Raw genomic sequence first — 14514 nt, 5'->3', positions numbered from 1 at the left:
CACCTTGAGCAAGCCCGACGCACCGCAGGACACCGGCCACCAGCGTTTGTGGTCGGTGGACGAGCACCTTGCGGACGTCCTCGCCACCGTCCGGCCGCTGGAGCCCATCGAGCTCCAGCTGCTGGACGCCCAGGGCTGTGTCCTGGTCGAGGACGTCACCGTGCCCGTCGCCCTTCCGCCCTTCGACAACAGCTCGATGGACGGCTATGCCGTCCGGACCGCCGACGTCCAGGGCGCGAGCGAGGAGTTCCCCGCGGTGCTGACGGTCATCGGGGACGTGGCGGCCGGCAGCGGAGACCTGCCGACCGTCGGCCCCGGCCAGGCCGCCCGCATCATGACCGGCGCCCCGCTGCCGCCCGGCGCCGAAGCCGTCGTACCGGTCGAGTGGACCGACGGCGGTACGGGCGGGGGCGCGGCCTCCGGGATGACCCCGGCCAGCGAGTCGCCCGAGGGCGCCGCCGGCGAGGTACGGGTCCACCGCGCCGCCGAGGCGCGGGCGCACGTCCGCTCGCGCGGGAGCGACGTCCAGGCCGGGGACCTCGCGCTCGCCGCGGGCACCGTGCTCGGCCCGCCGCAGATCGCCCTGCTGGCGGCCATCGGACGCGGCACCGTACGGGTGCGGCCGCGCCCGCGCGTCGTCGTGATGTCCACCGGCAGCGAGCTGGTCCAGCCCGGCGAGGCGCTGACGGCCGGCACGATCTACGACTCCAACAGCTTCGCGCTGGCTGCCGCCGCGCGGGACGCCGGTGCCATCGCCTACCGCGTCGGCGCCGTCGCCGACGACGCCGAGACCCTGCGCTCCACGATCGAGGACCAGCTCATCCGGGCCGACCTCCTGGTCACCACGGGCGGGGTCAGTGTCGGCGCGTACGACGTGGTCAAGGAGGCCCTCACGGCCGTCTCCACCGGCGAGGAGGGGGTGGACGGCGCCGGAATCGACTTCCGCAAGCTCGCCATGCAGCCCGGCAAGCCCCAGGGCTTCGGCACCATCGGCCCCGACCACACCCCCCTGCTGGCCCTGCCCGGCAACCCGGTGTCCTCGTACGTCTCCTTCGAGCTGTTCGTGCGCCCCGCGATCCGCGCCCTGATGGGCCTGCCCGCCTCCGAGGTCAGCCGGCCCAGCGTGCGCGCGGTCCTGAAGGCCGACAAGGCGCTCGGCTCCCCGTCCGGCCGCCGGCAGTTCCTGCGCGGCAAGTACGACGCGGCGAGCGGCACGGTCAGCCCGGTCGGCGGATCGGGCTCGCACCTGATCGCCGCGCTGGCACACGCCGACTCCCTGATGGTCGTACCGGAGGACGTCACTTCGGTGGAGCCCGGGGCCGAGCTCGAAGTGGTCCTGCTCGGCTGAGGTCCGGCGGATGCGGGTAGCGTGTTGCACCACACAGGCCCTTGTGGGGCCCGGACGGGAGCGGCACGCACTTATGGCAGCGATCTCCCGGGGGGAAACCCCCGGACCCCCTGAGCAGAGCGGCGCCGGCGGCGCCGGTGGCACCAAGCTGACGCACATCGACGAGGCCGGCGCGGCCCGGATGGTGGACGTCTCGGAGAAGGCCGTCACGACGCGGACGGCGCGGGCCAGCGGACGCGTGCTCGTCTCCCCGCGGGTGATCGAGCTGCTGCGCGGTGAGGGCGTACCCAAGGGCGACGCCCTCGCCACCGCGCGGATCGCCGGGATCATGGGCGCGAAGAGGACCCCCGATCTGATCCCGTTGTGCCACCCGCTGGCGGTCTCCGGCGTGAAGGTGGACCTGACGGTCGCCGACGACGCCGTCGAGATCCTCGCGACCGTCAAGACGGCGGACCGGACGGGCGTCGAGATGGAGGCGCTGACCGCGGTCGCCGTCGCCGGGCTCACCGTCATCGACATGGTGAAGGCCGTCGACAAGGGCGCGGTCATCACGGACGTGCGTGTCGAGGAGAAGACGGGCGGCAAGTCCGGCGACTGGGCGCGCTCGTGAACCCCCCGCGCGGCGGCGAGGTCCACAGCCACAGCCACGGGCCGGTGTCGGAGTCCGTAGCGGCTCCGGCGGCTCCGGCCGCGGGGCCCGTGCTGCGCGCGCTCGTGGTCACCGCCTCGAACCGGGCGTCCGCGGGCGTGTACGAGGACCGGGGCGGCCCGGTGCTCGCCGAGGGGCTGCGCTCGCTCGGCTTCGCCGTGGACGGCCCGCGTGTGGTCCCCGACGGGGATCCCGTCGAGGCGGCCCTGCGCGAGGGCGTGGCCGCCGGGTACGACGTCATCCTCACCACCGGCGGAACCGGCATCTCGCCGACCGACCGGACCCCGGACGCCACCGCCCGGGTGCTGGACTACGAGATCCCGGGCATCCCGCAGGCCGTTCGCGCCGAGTCGCTGGCGAAGGTGCCGACCGCGGCGCTGTCGCGGGGCCTGGCGGGCGTGGCCGGCCGCACCCTGATCGTGAACCTGCCGGGTTCCACCGGCGGGGTCCGCGACGGGATCGCGGTGCTGTCGCGGGTGCTGCTGCACGCCGTCGACCAGATCCGGGGCGGCGACCACCAGTCGCCTCCCGGAAGACCCTCGGGGAGCACGAGCTGAACGGCCCCTCCTGGCCGGTGGTGCTGGCGGACGGCGATGTCACGCTCCGGCCGATAAAGCTGCGGGACCAGGCCGCCTGGCGCGAGGTCAACCGGCGCAACCGCGACTGGCTGCGCCCGTGGGAGGCCACGATTCCGCCGCCCGCGCCCTGGGGGCCGGTGATCCAGCGGCCGACGTACCGCCAGATGGTCCGCCATCTGCGGGCGGAGGCGAACGCGGGGCGCATGCTGCCCTTCGTCATCGAGTACCAGGGGCGCCTGGTGGGCCAGCTGACGGTCGCCGGGATCACCTGGGGCTCGATGTGCGCGGGCCACGTGGGCTACTGGGTGGACCGCGAGGTGGCGGGCCGCGGGGTGATGCCCACGGCGGTCGCGCTCGCGGTGGACCACTGTTTCGCGAAGGTCGGGCTGCACCGGATCGAGGTCTGCATCCGGCCGGAGAACGGTCCGAGCCGGCGGGTGGTGGAGAAGCTCGGTTTCCGCGAGGAGGGGCTGCGGCCGCGCTATCTGCACATCGACGGCGCGTGGCGGGACCACCTCGTCTACGCGCTGACGGTGGAGGAGGTGCGGGAGGGGCTGCTGCACCGCTGGCACCGGGAACGGCATCCGCACGCTTAATGGGAATCCGATATTTGTTCGAATTCTTTCGCTCGGCGACCGATTCGCCCATAACCTGATCCGAAGAATCACAAAAAAAGTCCGTGATATCAGCGAGATCGTGCGACACGCCGTCCCAATTGGCGGATTCCCCCGGCCGTACCCCTCTACGGTGTGGGGTGTGAGCAGCAGCGGCCTCATCTACGCAGTCATTGTCGGGGCCTGGGCCGCCTACTTGGTGCCCATGTGGCTCCGGAGGCAGGACGAGCTGAACGAAGCCCGTCCGACGGAACGCTTCTCCACCGCCATCCGGCTGCTTTCCGGCCGGGCGGGAATGGAGCGCCGTTACGCCAAGGGACTGCGTGAGCGCGGTGACGAGGAGGCGGGACCCCAGCCCCCCGCGGACCCGGACGCAGTGACGGAAACGGTGAATTCCGTGGACGTCGACGACGTCCGGGCCGTCGTCGTGCCCCCGCCGACCCGCGCCGAGCCGAGATCGGCCGCCTCCGAGCGGGCCGACCGTGCGGAGCGGGCCCGCCGCGAGCAGCGGCTCGTCGTCCTGGCCCGCCGCCGGCGCACCACGGCGCTGCTCTTCCTGATCTTCACCCTCGGCGCGGTCGTCGCCGCCGTCGGCGGACTCCAGTACCTGTGGGCCCCCGCCGTCCCCGCCCTGCTGCTGAGCACGTACATCGTGCACCTGCGGGTCCAGGAGCGCAGGCGCTACGAGTTCACCATGGACCGGCGTCGCGCCGAAGCGGCCGCCCGCCGGCTCCGCGAGAACCGGCCCCGCCGCCGGGAGCCCGAAGCAGCGGCGGGCTCCGACCCGGACCCCGCGCCACCCGTCTCCCCGCAGGAGGCCGGCCGGCGCGCCCTGGTCGAGCAGACGGACCACGCCGAATGGGTGGACCAGCAGCGCGAACGCGAGCGCGGCCCGGCCCGCGGTGACAGCTGGGAGCCCGTACCGGTCCCGCTGCCGACGTACGTGACGGCCCCGGTCGCCCCCCGCGCCACCGGCGGCCCCGCGACCCCGGACCCCTGGAGCGCGACCCGCTCCAGCACGGCCGAGCCGACGGAACCCCGCCTGCGCGCCCAGCCCGCGGCCCCGCAGCAGTCCCGCCCGCGCACCCGCGACGCGGCGCGCACGCCGCTGTTCGACCAGTACGAGGGCGACGAGCGCCCGCGCGCCGCGAACGAATGATCGATGACCTGCGCGGACGCTCCCCGAAACCGGTTTTGGAGCACCCGCGAGGGGATGCTAATGTTTCACACGTCGCAAGGGCCTGTGGCGCAGTCTGGTAGCGCACCTCGTTCGCATCGAGGGGGTCTGGGGTTCAAATCCCCACAGGTCCACAAACGACAGTTCTTGAGTAGCTCTCAGGAACGTCATGAGATCCCGTCCGGTCGCAAGACCGGGCGGGATCTTCTGCGTTTCCGGAGCGTGCGGGGTGCGCCGGGTTTCCGGGAGGCGCCCGCAGGCGCTCCCGGAGCGTCCGGTGCTCAGTCGCGGAGGTCGGGCCAACCGTCCTTGTTGGAGCAGGACTCGTAGTCGTAGCGGGTGAGGTGCTCCCACTCCTCCCCGGTCGCCTGCTCGAACGCCTCCTCGTGGACGTAGAGCAGTTGCTCGCAGTGGCGTGCGGTGAACGGTGCGAAGAGCTCCGGGTGGCCGAAGACGCTCTCGTACGTCCGGCGGCCGGCGGCTACGACGGCAGCCCGCGCGTACAGGAAGCCGTCGTCCGACTGCGGGAACGGCGAGCCGTCGGGCTGCTCCATGCCGAGGACGGGCAGAGTGCCGAAGTCCGCCCGGTCCAGCCGGTAGAGGGCTTCCGCGAGGCGCTCGCCGAAGCCGATGATCTGATCCACGGGTTCGCGCGAGAGGATCCCGGTCAGGTGCGTACAGGCCTCTTCGAGGCCGTGACAGGTCTCGGTGCCGGCCTCACGGCCGAGCCCGTCGACGAGCTGCCAGAACCGCTCCCAGGCCATCACCGGGACGTCGGGGCCGGGTTCAGCGGCTTCGTCATGCAGCGGCTGGATTCGTAGAAGCGGTAGTGGCCGAACTTCTCCGACAGGGAGTAGCCCGAGGAGAGGTAGAGGGCGATGGCCTCCGGCTGCTGGTCGCCCGTTTCCAGGGCCATCCGGATCCGGCCGGCCGCGCGGGCGTCCGCTTCGAGCTCGGCGAGGATGCGGCGGGCCAGGCCGAGGCCGCGGGCCTCCGGGACCACGTACATGCGCTTGAGTTCGGCGTCGCCGTCCGCGTAGCCCTCGTCGTTCGCGTCCTGGCTGCGCCAGCCGCCACTGGCCATGGGCGTGCCGTCGGCGTCGTAGGCGAGGAGGTAGAGACCCCTCGGTGGAGTGAACATCGCCGGGTCGAGGAATGTGACATCGCCCTCGCCGTCGTAGCGCGCCTGGTATTCGACCTGCACTTGGTCGTTGAGCTTGACCGCGTCCGGGTGGTCGTACGACACCGCGCGGAGCTGGATCCCCTGAGACATTCGAACATCGTACGGAACGCTCCCGCTATGGTGCAGGGATGCTCATCGTGACCTCTGTGAATGTGAACGGAATCCGCGCCGCCGCCAAGAAGGGGTTCTCCCCGTGGCTCGCCGGGTCCGACGCCGACGTCGTGTGCCTGCAGGAAGTGCGGGCCGAGGAAGGGCAGATTCCGGAGGAGGTGCGGGCGCCCGAGGGGTGGCACACCGTGTTCGCCCCGGCTGCCGCCAAGGGCCGGGCCGGGGTCGCGCTGTACACGCGCCGCGAGCCCGAGCGGGTGCAGGTCGGATTCGGGAGCGAGGAATTCGACACGAGTGGGCGCTACCTGGAGATCGACCTGCCCGGTGTGACCGTGGCCAGCCTCTACCTGCCCTCCGGGGAGGCCGGGACCGAGAAGCAGGACGAGAAGTACCGGTTCATGGGCGAATTCCTCGCCTACCTGCGGGAGCTCAAGGTGCGGGCCGCCGCGGACGGCCGCGAGGTCGTCGTCTGCGGTGACTGGAACATCTGCCACCAGGAAGCCGACCTGAAGAACTGGAAGACCAACCGGAAGAACGCCGGCTTCCTGCCCGAGGAGCGCGAGTGGCTCGGCGAGGTGTACGACTCCGCGGGGTACGTGGACGTCGTGCGCAGCCTGCACCCCGACACCGAGGGGCCGTACTCCTGGTGGTCCTACCGCGGGCGGGCCTTCGACAACGACGCCGGCTGGCGGATCGACCTCCACGTGGCGACGCCGGGGCTGGCGGCCAAGGCCGTGAAGGCCTTCGTGGAGCGGGCCGAGACGCACCCCGAGCGCTGGTCCGACCACGCGCCCGTGACCGTGGCCTACGAGCTCGGTTCCTGAGCCGGAGCGGAAGGCTGGGCGGAAGCCGGGCCGGAAGCCGGGCCGGGAGCCTGGGCGCGGGCCGGTGACGGCGGGCGCAGGCGGTCCATCGCCATCGTGAGCTCGGCCTCGACCACGCTCTTCGCCAGGGGGCGCAGGCGCGCGACCGCCTCCTCGGAGATGTGCGTGGAGATGAGCTCGGTGAACAGGGCCGCCATCGCGTCCGCGTGCTCGCGCACCCGGCGGCCCGTCTCCAGGACGGCGGACAGCGGTACGCCCTCGCGGACCAGCGCCGAGGAGACGTCCAGCAGCCGGCGGCTGACGTGGACGATCTCCTCGCCGTCGGCGGCCAGGTAGCCCAGGTCGAGCGCGGCCGCCAGGTTCTCCGGGGTGACCTCGCCCTCGAAGTAGTCGGCGAGGGTCTCGGGCGAGAGCCGGACCGGGGTCTCCTCCGACCAGCCGATGCCGAGCAGCTCGCCGAGCTGGCCGACGTCGCGGCCGTTCTCGAAGGCGACGGTCAGCTCGGCTATGCCGCCGAGGGTGTGGCCGCGCTCCAGCAGGGCGGCGATGGTGCGCAGCCGGGCCAGGTGGTGGTCGTCGTACCAGGCGAGGCGGCCCTCGCGGCGGGGCGGCGGCAGGAGCTTGCGCTCGCGGTAGAAGCGCAGGGTGCGTACGGGTATGCCGGCGGCCTCGGCCAGCTCCTCCGTGCGGTATTCGCGCACTGTGTTCCTTGCTTCCGTGGTTTGCGCTTCGTTCTGCGTCGCGTTGTCCGGCACGTGCGCAGCCTAGGGCGTACCCGCAGTAACTTTCCTGGCGCGACCCCTACCCATGAGTACGGGGCTGCTCTACTCTCCCGATTGTGCCAGTGATTGCTGGCAGCGTTGGTATCCGAAGGCGGCGGGCATGGGCGGTGGCATGGACGGGCGCGAGCACGTACGAGTGGCGGTGATCGGCTCCGGGTTCGGCGGGCTGGGCGCCGCGGTACGGCTTCGGCGGGAGGGGATCACCGATTTCGTCGTACTGGAGCGCGCCGACTCGGTCGGCGGCACCTGGCGCGACAACAGCTACCCCGGGTGCGCCTGCGACGTGCCCTCCCACCTCTACTCCTTCTCCTTCGCGCCCAACCCCGACTGGCCGCGGACCTTCTCCGGGCAGCCCGCCATCCGCGAGTACCTGGAGCACGTGGCCGACACCTTCGGACTGCGCCGCCACATCCGCCTGAACCACGAGGTCCGGATGATGCGCTGGGACGCCGACGAGATGCGCTGGGACATCGAGACCTCGGGCGGGGAGTTCACCGCCGATGTGGTCGTCTCCGCCACCGGGCCGCTGTCCGACCCGAAGATGCCGGAGATCCCCGGGCTCGCCGGCTTCCCCGGCAAGGTCTTCCACTCCGCCCGCTGGGACCACGACTACGACCTGCGCGGCAAGCGCGTCGCCATGATCGGTACGGGCGCCTCCGCCATCCAGATCGTCCCCGCCATCGCCCCCGACGTGGAGCGGCTCACCCTCTTCCAACGCACCCCGCCGTGGGTGATGCCCCGCACCGACCGCGCCATCAGCTCCGTCGAGCGCTGGCTCCACCGCCAGCTGCCCTTCACCCGGGCCGCACGCCGCGGACTGCTGTGGGGGATCCGCGAGCTCCAGGTCAGCGCCTTCACCAAGCGGCCGAACCAGCTCGGGCTGATCGAGTCCCTGGCCAAGGCCAACATGGCGCGCTCGATCAAGGACCCGGAGCTGCGGGCCAAGCTGACGCCCTCGTACCGGATCGGCTGCAAGCGGATCCTGCTCTCCAGCGAGTACTACCCGGCGCTCGCCCGGCCCAACGTGGACCTGGTCGCCTCCGGGCTGAAGGAGATCCGGGGCTCGGTGCTGGTCGCCGCCGACGGGACCGAGACCGAGGTCGACGCGATCGTCTTCGGCACCGGCTTCCACGTCACCGACATGCCGATCGCCGACCGGGTGGTGGGCGCGGAGGGCAAGACCCTCGCGGAGGCGTGGAAGGACGGCATGCAGTCGCTGCGCGGGGCCACCGCGGCGGGCTTCCCGAACTGGATGACGATCATCGGCCCGAACACCGGGCTCGGGAACAGCTCGATGATCCTGATGATCGAGTCGCAGCTGAACTACATGGCCGACTACCTGCGGCAGCTGAACGTGCTGGGAGGGCGGGTCGCGCTCGCCGCCAGGCCGTCGGCCGTGAACGCGTGGAACCGGCAGGTGCAGGTGCGGATGGAGCGGACGGTGTGGAACACCGGCGGCTGCACCAGCTGGTACCTGGACGCGCAGGGGCGCAACACGACTGTCTGGCCGGGGACCACGGGGGAGTTCCGTAAGGAGACCCTGGGCGTGGACCTGGGCGAGTACGAGGTCGTACGCCATCGGGAGCGCGAACGGGTTCCGGTGGGTGCCGCCGGTTCGGGTGCGGCGCCGTTGCCGGGGGCGCTGCCCCCGGGCCCCCGCGCCTCAAACGCCGGCGGGGCTGGATTTGCCGCCGGCGAGGCTGGATTTGGCGGGGCCGGATCGGCCCCCGCGAAGGCGGCGACCGCGAAGGCGGCGACCGAGGACGGTGTCGCGTGAGCCGGCTGACGCATGTGACCGCCGGGCCCTATGCCCCGCCCGTCCCGCGTCGCGAGCTGGTCGCCACCTCCGCCGACGGGTCGCGCCTGCACGTGGAGGTGCACGGGGAGGACGGGGCTCCGGCCGTCGTGCTCGCGCACGGCTGGACCTGTTCCACCGCCTTCTGGGCCGCGCAGATACGGGCCCTGGCGGTCGGCCACCGGGTCATCGCCTACGACCAGCGCGGCCACGGGCGCAGCCCCGCCGCCTCGCGGTACAGCACCGACGCCCTCGCCGACGACCTGGTCGCCGTCCTGGGGGCCACCCTCGCGCCCGGCGAGAAGGCCGTCGTCGCGGGCCACTCCATGGGCGGGATGACCGTCATGGCGGCCGCCGGCCGGCCGGAGTTCGCCGAACACGCCGCGGCCGCGCTGCTGTGCAGCACCGGCAGCGGCCGCCTCGTCGCGGAGTCGCTGGTCCTGCCGCTGCGGCCCGGCCGCGCGAGGACCCGTATCACCGGGGCGGTCCTGGGATCCCGGGCGCCGCTCGGGCCCGTCAGCCCGGTGGCCAGGAAGGTGCTGAAGTACGCCACCATGGGCCCCGGCTCGGCGCCCGAGAGGGTCGAGGCCTGCGCCCGCATCGTGCACGCCTGCCCGACCAAGGTGCGCCACGCCTGGTCCGGGGTGCTGGCCGGGCTGGACCTCGACGCGAACCTGGCCGCGCTGACCGTGCCCACCGCCGTCATCGGCGGCAAGAGCGACCGGCTGACGCCGATCGTGCACGCCCGGGGGCTGGCGGCCGCGCTGCCGAACTGCGTGGGGCTGACCGAGCTGACCGGGATGGGGCACATGACCCCGATCGAGGCGCCGGAAGCCGTCACCGAGGCCGTGCGCGAGCTGGCCGCCCTGTACCTGCCCACCCCGCAGAAGGAGAAGACGCCGTGAGTGCTCGCAGGAGTCTGGAAGGCCAGGTCGCCGTCGTCACCGGCGCGGCGCGCGGAGTCGGCGAGCTGCTGGCCCGCAAGCTGTCGGCGCGCGGTGCGAAGGTGGCCCTCGTCGGCCTGGAGCCGGAGGCCCTCAAGGAGGTCTCCGAGCGGCTGCACACCGAGAGCGACCACTGGTACGCCGACGTCACCGACCACGAGGCCATGGCCCGGGTCGCGCAGGAGGTCAAGCAGCGCTTCGGCAAGGTGGACATCGTCGTCGCCAACGCGGGCGTGGCCTCCGGCGGTCCGTTCGTCGACTCCGACCCGGACGCCTGGCGCCGGGTCATCGAGGTCAACCTCATCGGCGGCGCCGTCACCGCCCGCGCCTTCCTGCCCGTGCTGATGGAGAGCCGCGGCTACTTCCTCCAGATCGCCTCGCTCGCCGCGATCACCCCGGCGCCCATGATGACCGCGTACTGCGCCTCCAAGTCGGGCGTCGAGGCCTTCGCCCACTGCCTGCGCGCCGAGGTCGGCTACAAGGGGGTCAAGGTCGGCGTCGGCTACCTGTCCTGGACCGACACCGACATGGTGCGCGGAGCCGACCGGGACGAGGTCATGCGCGAGCTGCGCCAGCGGCTGCCCTGGCCCTCGAACCAGACCTACCCGCTGGGGCCGGCCGTCGACCGGATCGTGGCGGGCATCGAGCGGCGCTCCGCGCACGTGTACGCGCAGTGGTGGCTCCGCGGCATGCAGGGGGTCCGCGGCTACCTGCCGGGGATCATCTCGACAGTCGGACAGCGCGAGATGAAGCGGTTCGAACCCCGACTGGCCAGTGTTTCCAAGGGGCTTGTCGGGGCCGGCGGGGCGGCGGACGAGCAGGAGCGCGCCGGCCGCCGCTGATCGTAATGCGAGGAATGTCCAATTATGAAAGCCTGGTCGAGGCCCCATCCCCGAACACCCCTCTAGGAGTGAAGAAGCATGGGCATCAAGGACCAGTTCCAGGACAAGGCGAACCAGCTCGCGGAGAAGGCGAAGGCCGCGGCGGCCGGCCGGCAGGACGAGGCGTCCGAGCGGGCTTCGCAGGCTGCCGACCAGGTCAAGGACAAGGCCCGCGACGCGTTCGACGAGAACTTCGACAAGTAACGCTCAGCGAATAGAAGGGGCGCGACCCGCCGTTCCCGGGTCGCGCCCCTTCCGCATGCCCTACGGGATCACCCGCGCGGCGGCGATCACCCGCGGGGCGGCAGCTTCGGCCGCCGCCGGTCCGGTACGTCCGTGTAGCCGGGCGGTACCGCCGCCGGGTCCTGTTCCAGCAGCTCCAGCGCCAGGTGCACGGCGTCGTCCAGCTGCGCGTGGCGTCCCTCCGCCCAGTCGAGCGGGGTGCGCAGGATCGGCAGGTCCGGCTCCACGCCCTGGTTCTCCACCGACCAGCCGTACTCGGGGAACCACGCCGCGTTCATCGGCACCGTGATCACCGTGCCGTCCCCGAGGGTGTGCCGGCCGGTCATGCCGACCACCCCGCCCCAGGTGCGCTGGCCGACGACCGGGCCGAGCCCCAGCAGCTTGAAGGCCGCGGTGATCATGTCCCCGTCGGAGGAGGTCGCCTCGTCGGCCAGCGCCACGATCGGGCCCCGGGGCGCGTTGGAGGCGTAGGAGACGGGCTGCGCGTTGCGGGTCAGGTCCCAGCCGAGGATGGAGCGGGTCAGCTTCTCCACCACCAGCTCGCTGATGTGCCCGCCCGCGTTGCCCCGTACGTCCACGATCAGGGCCGGCTTGGACATCTCGGCCCGCAGGTCGCGGTTGAACTGCGCCCAGCCGGAGCCGCCCATGTCGGGGATGTGCAGGTAGCCGCACTTGCCCTCGCTGACCTTGCGGACGACCGCGCGGCGCTTGGCCACCCAGTCCTGGTAGCGCAGCGGCCGCTCGTCGATCAACGGCACGATCGCGACCCGGCGCGAGCGGCCCTGCCCCTCGGCGGGCTCGAAGGTGAGCTCGACGGTGGTGCCGCCCGCCGCCGACAGCAGCGGGTACGGGCCGGCCACCGGGTCCACGGGGCGGCCGTCGACGTGGGTGAGGACGGCGCCCTCCCGGATGCCGGTGCCCGCGAGCGGGGAGCGGGCCTTGGAGTCGGAGGACTCGCCGGGCAGGATCCGGGCGAGGACCCAGGTCCCGTCGCGGGGGACGAGGTTGACGCCGAGCAGGCCGATGGCCCGCTGGTAGTGCGGCGGCCCTTCGTTGCGGCGTGCGGGGGAGACGTAGGCGTGCGAGGTGCCGAGCTCGCCGAGGACCTCGCGCATCAGGTCGGCGAACTCGTCCGGGGAGGCGACCCGTTCGACGAGGGAGCGGTACTGGCGCAGCACCCCGTCCCAGTCGATCCCGCACATCTGCGGCTCCCAGAAGTACGCGCGGATGAGCCGCCCGGCCTCCTCGAAGGCCTGGCGCCATTCGGCCGCCGGATCCACCTCGTGCAGGATGCGCCGCAGGTCCAGGTAGACGGTGGAGTCGTTGTCGCCGGACTCGGTGGCCGGGACCGCCCGCAGGTCCCCGTCGTCGTTGACGACGAGCCGGGTGCCGTCCCCGCTGACCGCGAACCAGTCCAGCCCGGAGGCCAGTTCCGTCTTACGGGCCTTCGTGAGGTCGAAGTGCTCCAGCGTGGGTTTGCCGCTGGTGTCGGCCGGGTTGGCGAAGGTCTCGCCGAGCGCGCCGGAGATCGGCCAGCGCAGCCACACCAGCCCGCCGCCGCTCACCGGGTACAGGGCCGAGTACTTGGACGCCGTCACCGGGAACGGGGTCACCCGGCTCTCCAGCCCCTCCACCTCCACGGTGACCGTGCCGTCGCCCGAATCGCCCTCGGCCGGGTCGAGTCCGCCCGCCGCCGGGCGGCCGTCGGGGGTGAACGCGAAGGGCGAGGGGGTCGCCGAGGAGAGCGGCACCAGGTACGGGCGGCAGCCCAGCGGGAAGGACAGGTCGCCGGTGTGCACGTCGTAGACCGGGTCGAAACCGCGCCAGGACAGGAAGGCGAGGTAGCGGCCGTCCCGGGTGAAGACCGGGTTCTCGTCGTCGAAGCGGCCGTTGGTCACGTCCACGATCGTGCGCGCGCCCGGTCCCGTGATCCGGGCCATCTTGATCTGGCGCAGGGAGCGCCCGACGCCCGGGTGCGACCAGGTCAGCCAGCAGCCGTCGGGGGAGAAGGCGAGGTCGGTGACGGGCCCGTTGTCGGAGCGGATCAGCTCGCTGGCCTCCCCGTTGGACTCCTCGGTGGCGTCGATGAGCAGCAGCCGCCCGTCGTTGGAGGCGATGGCGAGCCGCTCCCCGTCCGGATCGGACAGTAGCTCCAGTACGCGGCCCAGCTCGCCCGAGGCCAGCCGGCGCGGCTCGCGGTCCCCGGAGGCCCGGGGCAGGTAGGCGATCTCGATGGCGTCCTCGCCCTCGGCGTCCGTCACGTACGCCACCTGCCCGCCGCTGCCCAGCATCTCGGGCAGCCGGACCCGTACGCCCGGGGTGTCGGCGATGGTGCGGGCGGGCCCGTCGCGGTGCGTGAGCCAGTACAGGCTGCCGCGGACGACGACGGCGCTGGCCCGCCCGGTGGCGTCCACGGAGAGCGAGTCGACGTGGCTGGCGGCCGGGACCTGGTAGGTGCGCCGGCCCGCGCGGGGGCCGCCGAGGCGGACCTCCAGCTTGCGCGGGGAGGCGTCCGGGGCCAGGGATTCGACGATCCACAGGTCGCCGGCGCACTGGTAGACGATCCGGGAGCCGTCGCTGGAGGCGTGCCGTGCGTAGAACTGCTCGTGGTCGCTGTGCCGGCGCAGGTCGGTGCCGTCGGGCAGGCAGGAGTAGAGGTTGCCGATGCCCTCGTGGTCGGAGAGGAAGGCGATCCGGCCGGCCACGAACATCGGGGCGTCCAGGTGTCCCTCGATGCCCTCCAGCAGCCGCTCGCCGTGCAGCCACAGCCGTCCGGTGGCACCGCCGCGGTAGCGCTTCCAGGCGGCCGGCTCGTGCGGGGGCTTGCCGGTCAGCAGCAGGGTGCGCCGCTCGCCGCCGTCTTCGTCATGGACCGCGATGTCGGAGACGGGCCCCCAGGGGAGCCGGCCGCCGGGGCTGCCGTCGGTGGGCAGGCTGTAGGCCCAGGAGTAGTAGGAGAAGGGCTGGGCGTGGGAGGAGACGGCCAGGATGTCGCTGCGGCCGTCCTTGTCGGGCGGGGTCCAGCCGCAGACCCGGGTGTCGGTGGAGCCCCAGTAGCTGAGCCGTCGGGCCGGGCCGCCCTCGACGGGGGCGAGGTGGATCTCGGGGTCCAGGCTGCGCCAGGTGGTGAAGGCGATGTGCTTGCCGTCGGGGGAGAACCGGGGGTGGCCCACCCGGGTCCGGTCGACGGTGATCCGCCAGGCCCGGCCCGCGGGTTCTCCGGGCGGCACCAGGGGGGCCACCCAGAGGTCGTCCTCGGTGGCGAAGCAGAGCAGGTCGTCGTGGAGGTGGGGGAACCGGAGGTACGCCGCGTCGTGACTCACCCCCCAATGCTTTCCGCGGGGAGGGGGGCTGGCAACTCGTACAGGTGATCCATGCGCGTGTCGCG

General features: G+C 72.7%; 14 protein-coding genes and 1 tRNA gene. 11 read left to right on the top strand and 4 right to left on the bottom strand.

Annotated elements, in window-relative coordinates; genetic code table 11:
* Positions 1-4 precede the first annotated feature (4 nt).
* From glp to OHU74_RS14390, 6 genes are all read left to right on the top strand, one after another.
* On the top strand, positions 5-1348 hold the full coding sequence (gene glp, locus OHU74_RS14415) for a gephyrin-like molybdotransferase Glp (RefSeq protein ID WP_371616268.1): 1344 nt from the start codon (positions 5-7) through the stop codon (positions 1346-1348).
* Positions 1349-1421: 73 nt separating this feature from the next.
* Complete coding sequence (moaC, locus tag OHU74_RS14410; protein ID WP_371616267.1) at positions 1422-1958, top strand: cyclic pyranopterin monophosphate synthase MoaC; 537 nt, start codon at positions 1422-1424, stop codon at positions 1956-1958.
* A 44-nt stretch (positions 1959-2002) separates the two neighbouring features.
* Positions 2003-2554, top strand: a complete 552-nt coding sequence (locus tag OHU74_RS14405) for a molybdenum cofactor biosynthesis protein B (protein ID WP_371619683.1) — start codon at positions 2003-2005, stop codon at positions 2552-2554.
* A gap of 17 nt (positions 2555-2571) precedes the next feature.
* Complete coding sequence (locus tag OHU74_RS14400) at positions 2572-3171, top strand: GNAT family protein (protein ID WP_330296789.1); 600 nt, start codon at positions 2572-2574, stop codon at positions 3169-3171.
* Between the two features lie 160 nt (positions 3172-3331).
* Complete coding sequence (locus tag OHU74_RS14395; protein WP_371616266.1) at positions 3332-4348, top strand: hypothetical protein; 1017 nt, start codon at positions 3332-3334, stop codon at positions 4346-4348.
* A 78-nt stretch (positions 4349-4426) separates the two neighbouring features.
* Positions 4427-4500, top strand: a tRNA-Ala gene (locus tag OHU74_RS14390).
* A 147-nt stretch (positions 4501-4647) separates the two neighbouring features.
* Here the strand turns inward: OHU74_RS14390 and OHU74_RS14385 are convergent.
* Complete coding sequence (locus tag OHU74_RS14385; protein ID WP_371616265.1) at positions 4648-5130, bottom strand: DUF4240 domain-containing protein; 483 nt, start codon at positions 5128-5130, stop codon at positions 4648-4650.
* A complete protein-coding gene (locus OHU74_RS14380) occupies positions 5130-5639 on the bottom strand; it encodes a GNAT family N-acetyltransferase (protein ID WP_371616264.1) in 510 nt (169 codons plus the stop codon). The genes OHU74_RS14385 and OHU74_RS14380 overlap by 1 nt, the downstream gene beginning before the upstream one ends.
* 38 nt (positions 5640-5677) lie before the next feature.
* On the opposite strand from OHU74_RS14380, the gene OHU74_RS14375 reads away from it, so the two are divergent.
* On the top strand, positions 5678-6481 hold the full coding sequence (locus OHU74_RS14375; RefSeq protein WP_371616263.1) for an exodeoxyribonuclease III: 804 nt from the start codon (positions 5678-5680) through the stop codon (positions 6479-6481).
* Here the strand turns inward: OHU74_RS14375 and OHU74_RS14370 are convergent.
* Positions 6463-7182 carry a MerR family transcriptional regulator gene (locus tag OHU74_RS14370; protein ID WP_371616262.1) on the bottom strand — a complete coding sequence of 240 codons (720 nt, stop codon included), beginning with the start codon at positions 7180-7182 and terminating at the stop codon, positions 6463-6465. The two genes, OHU74_RS14375 and OHU74_RS14370, sit on opposite strands and share 19 nt — an antisense overlap.
* A 193-nt stretch (positions 7183-7375) precedes the next feature.
* Between OHU74_RS14370 and OHU74_RS14365 the strand changes: the two genes are divergently transcribed.
* The 4 genes from OHU74_RS14365 (at position 7376) to OHU74_RS14350 (ending at position 11087) form a co-directional block, all read left to right on the top strand.
* Positions 7376-9040: a flavin-containing monooxygenase gene (locus tag OHU74_RS14365; protein ID WP_371619682.1), complete on the top strand. Its 1665-nt coding sequence runs from the start codon at positions 7376-7378 to the stop codon at positions 9038-9040.
* Positions 9037-9963 carry an alpha/beta fold hydrolase gene (locus tag OHU74_RS14360; protein ID WP_371616261.1) on the top strand — a complete coding sequence of 309 codons (927 nt, stop codon included), beginning with the start codon at positions 9037-9039 and terminating at the stop codon, positions 9961-9963. Before OHU74_RS14365 ends, OHU74_RS14360 begins: the two co-directional genes overlap by 4 nt.
* Entirely contained in the window at positions 9960-10844 is an 885-nt protein-coding gene (locus OHU74_RS14355; RefSeq protein WP_371616260.1) for an SDR family oxidoreductase, read from the top strand. Before OHU74_RS14360 ends, OHU74_RS14355 begins: the two co-directional genes overlap by 4 nt.
* 78 nt (positions 10845-10922) lie before the next feature.
* Complete coding sequence (locus OHU74_RS14350) at positions 10923-11087, top strand: hypothetical protein (RefSeq protein ID WP_371616259.1); 165 nt, start codon at positions 10923-10925, stop codon at positions 11085-11087.
* Positions 11088-11173: 86 nt separating this feature from the next.
* Here OHU74_RS14350 and OHU74_RS14345 read toward each other — a convergent pair whose 3' ends face one another.
* Positions 11174-14449 (bottom strand): S41 family peptidase, encoded by a 3276-nt coding sequence (locus OHU74_RS14345; RefSeq protein WP_371616258.1) that lies wholly within the window; start codon positions 14447-14449, stop codon positions 11174-11176.
* Between the last annotated feature and the right edge of the window lie 65 nt (positions 14450-14514).

Origin of the sequence: Streptomyces sp. NBC_00454, assembly GCF_041434015.1 — a bacterium.
Lineage (GTDB): Bacteria > Actinomycetota > Actinomycetes > Streptomycetales > Streptomycetaceae > Streptomyces.
Note: the sequence above shows the minus strand (reverse complement) of the source record. Positions and strands in the feature narration are given on the sequence as shown.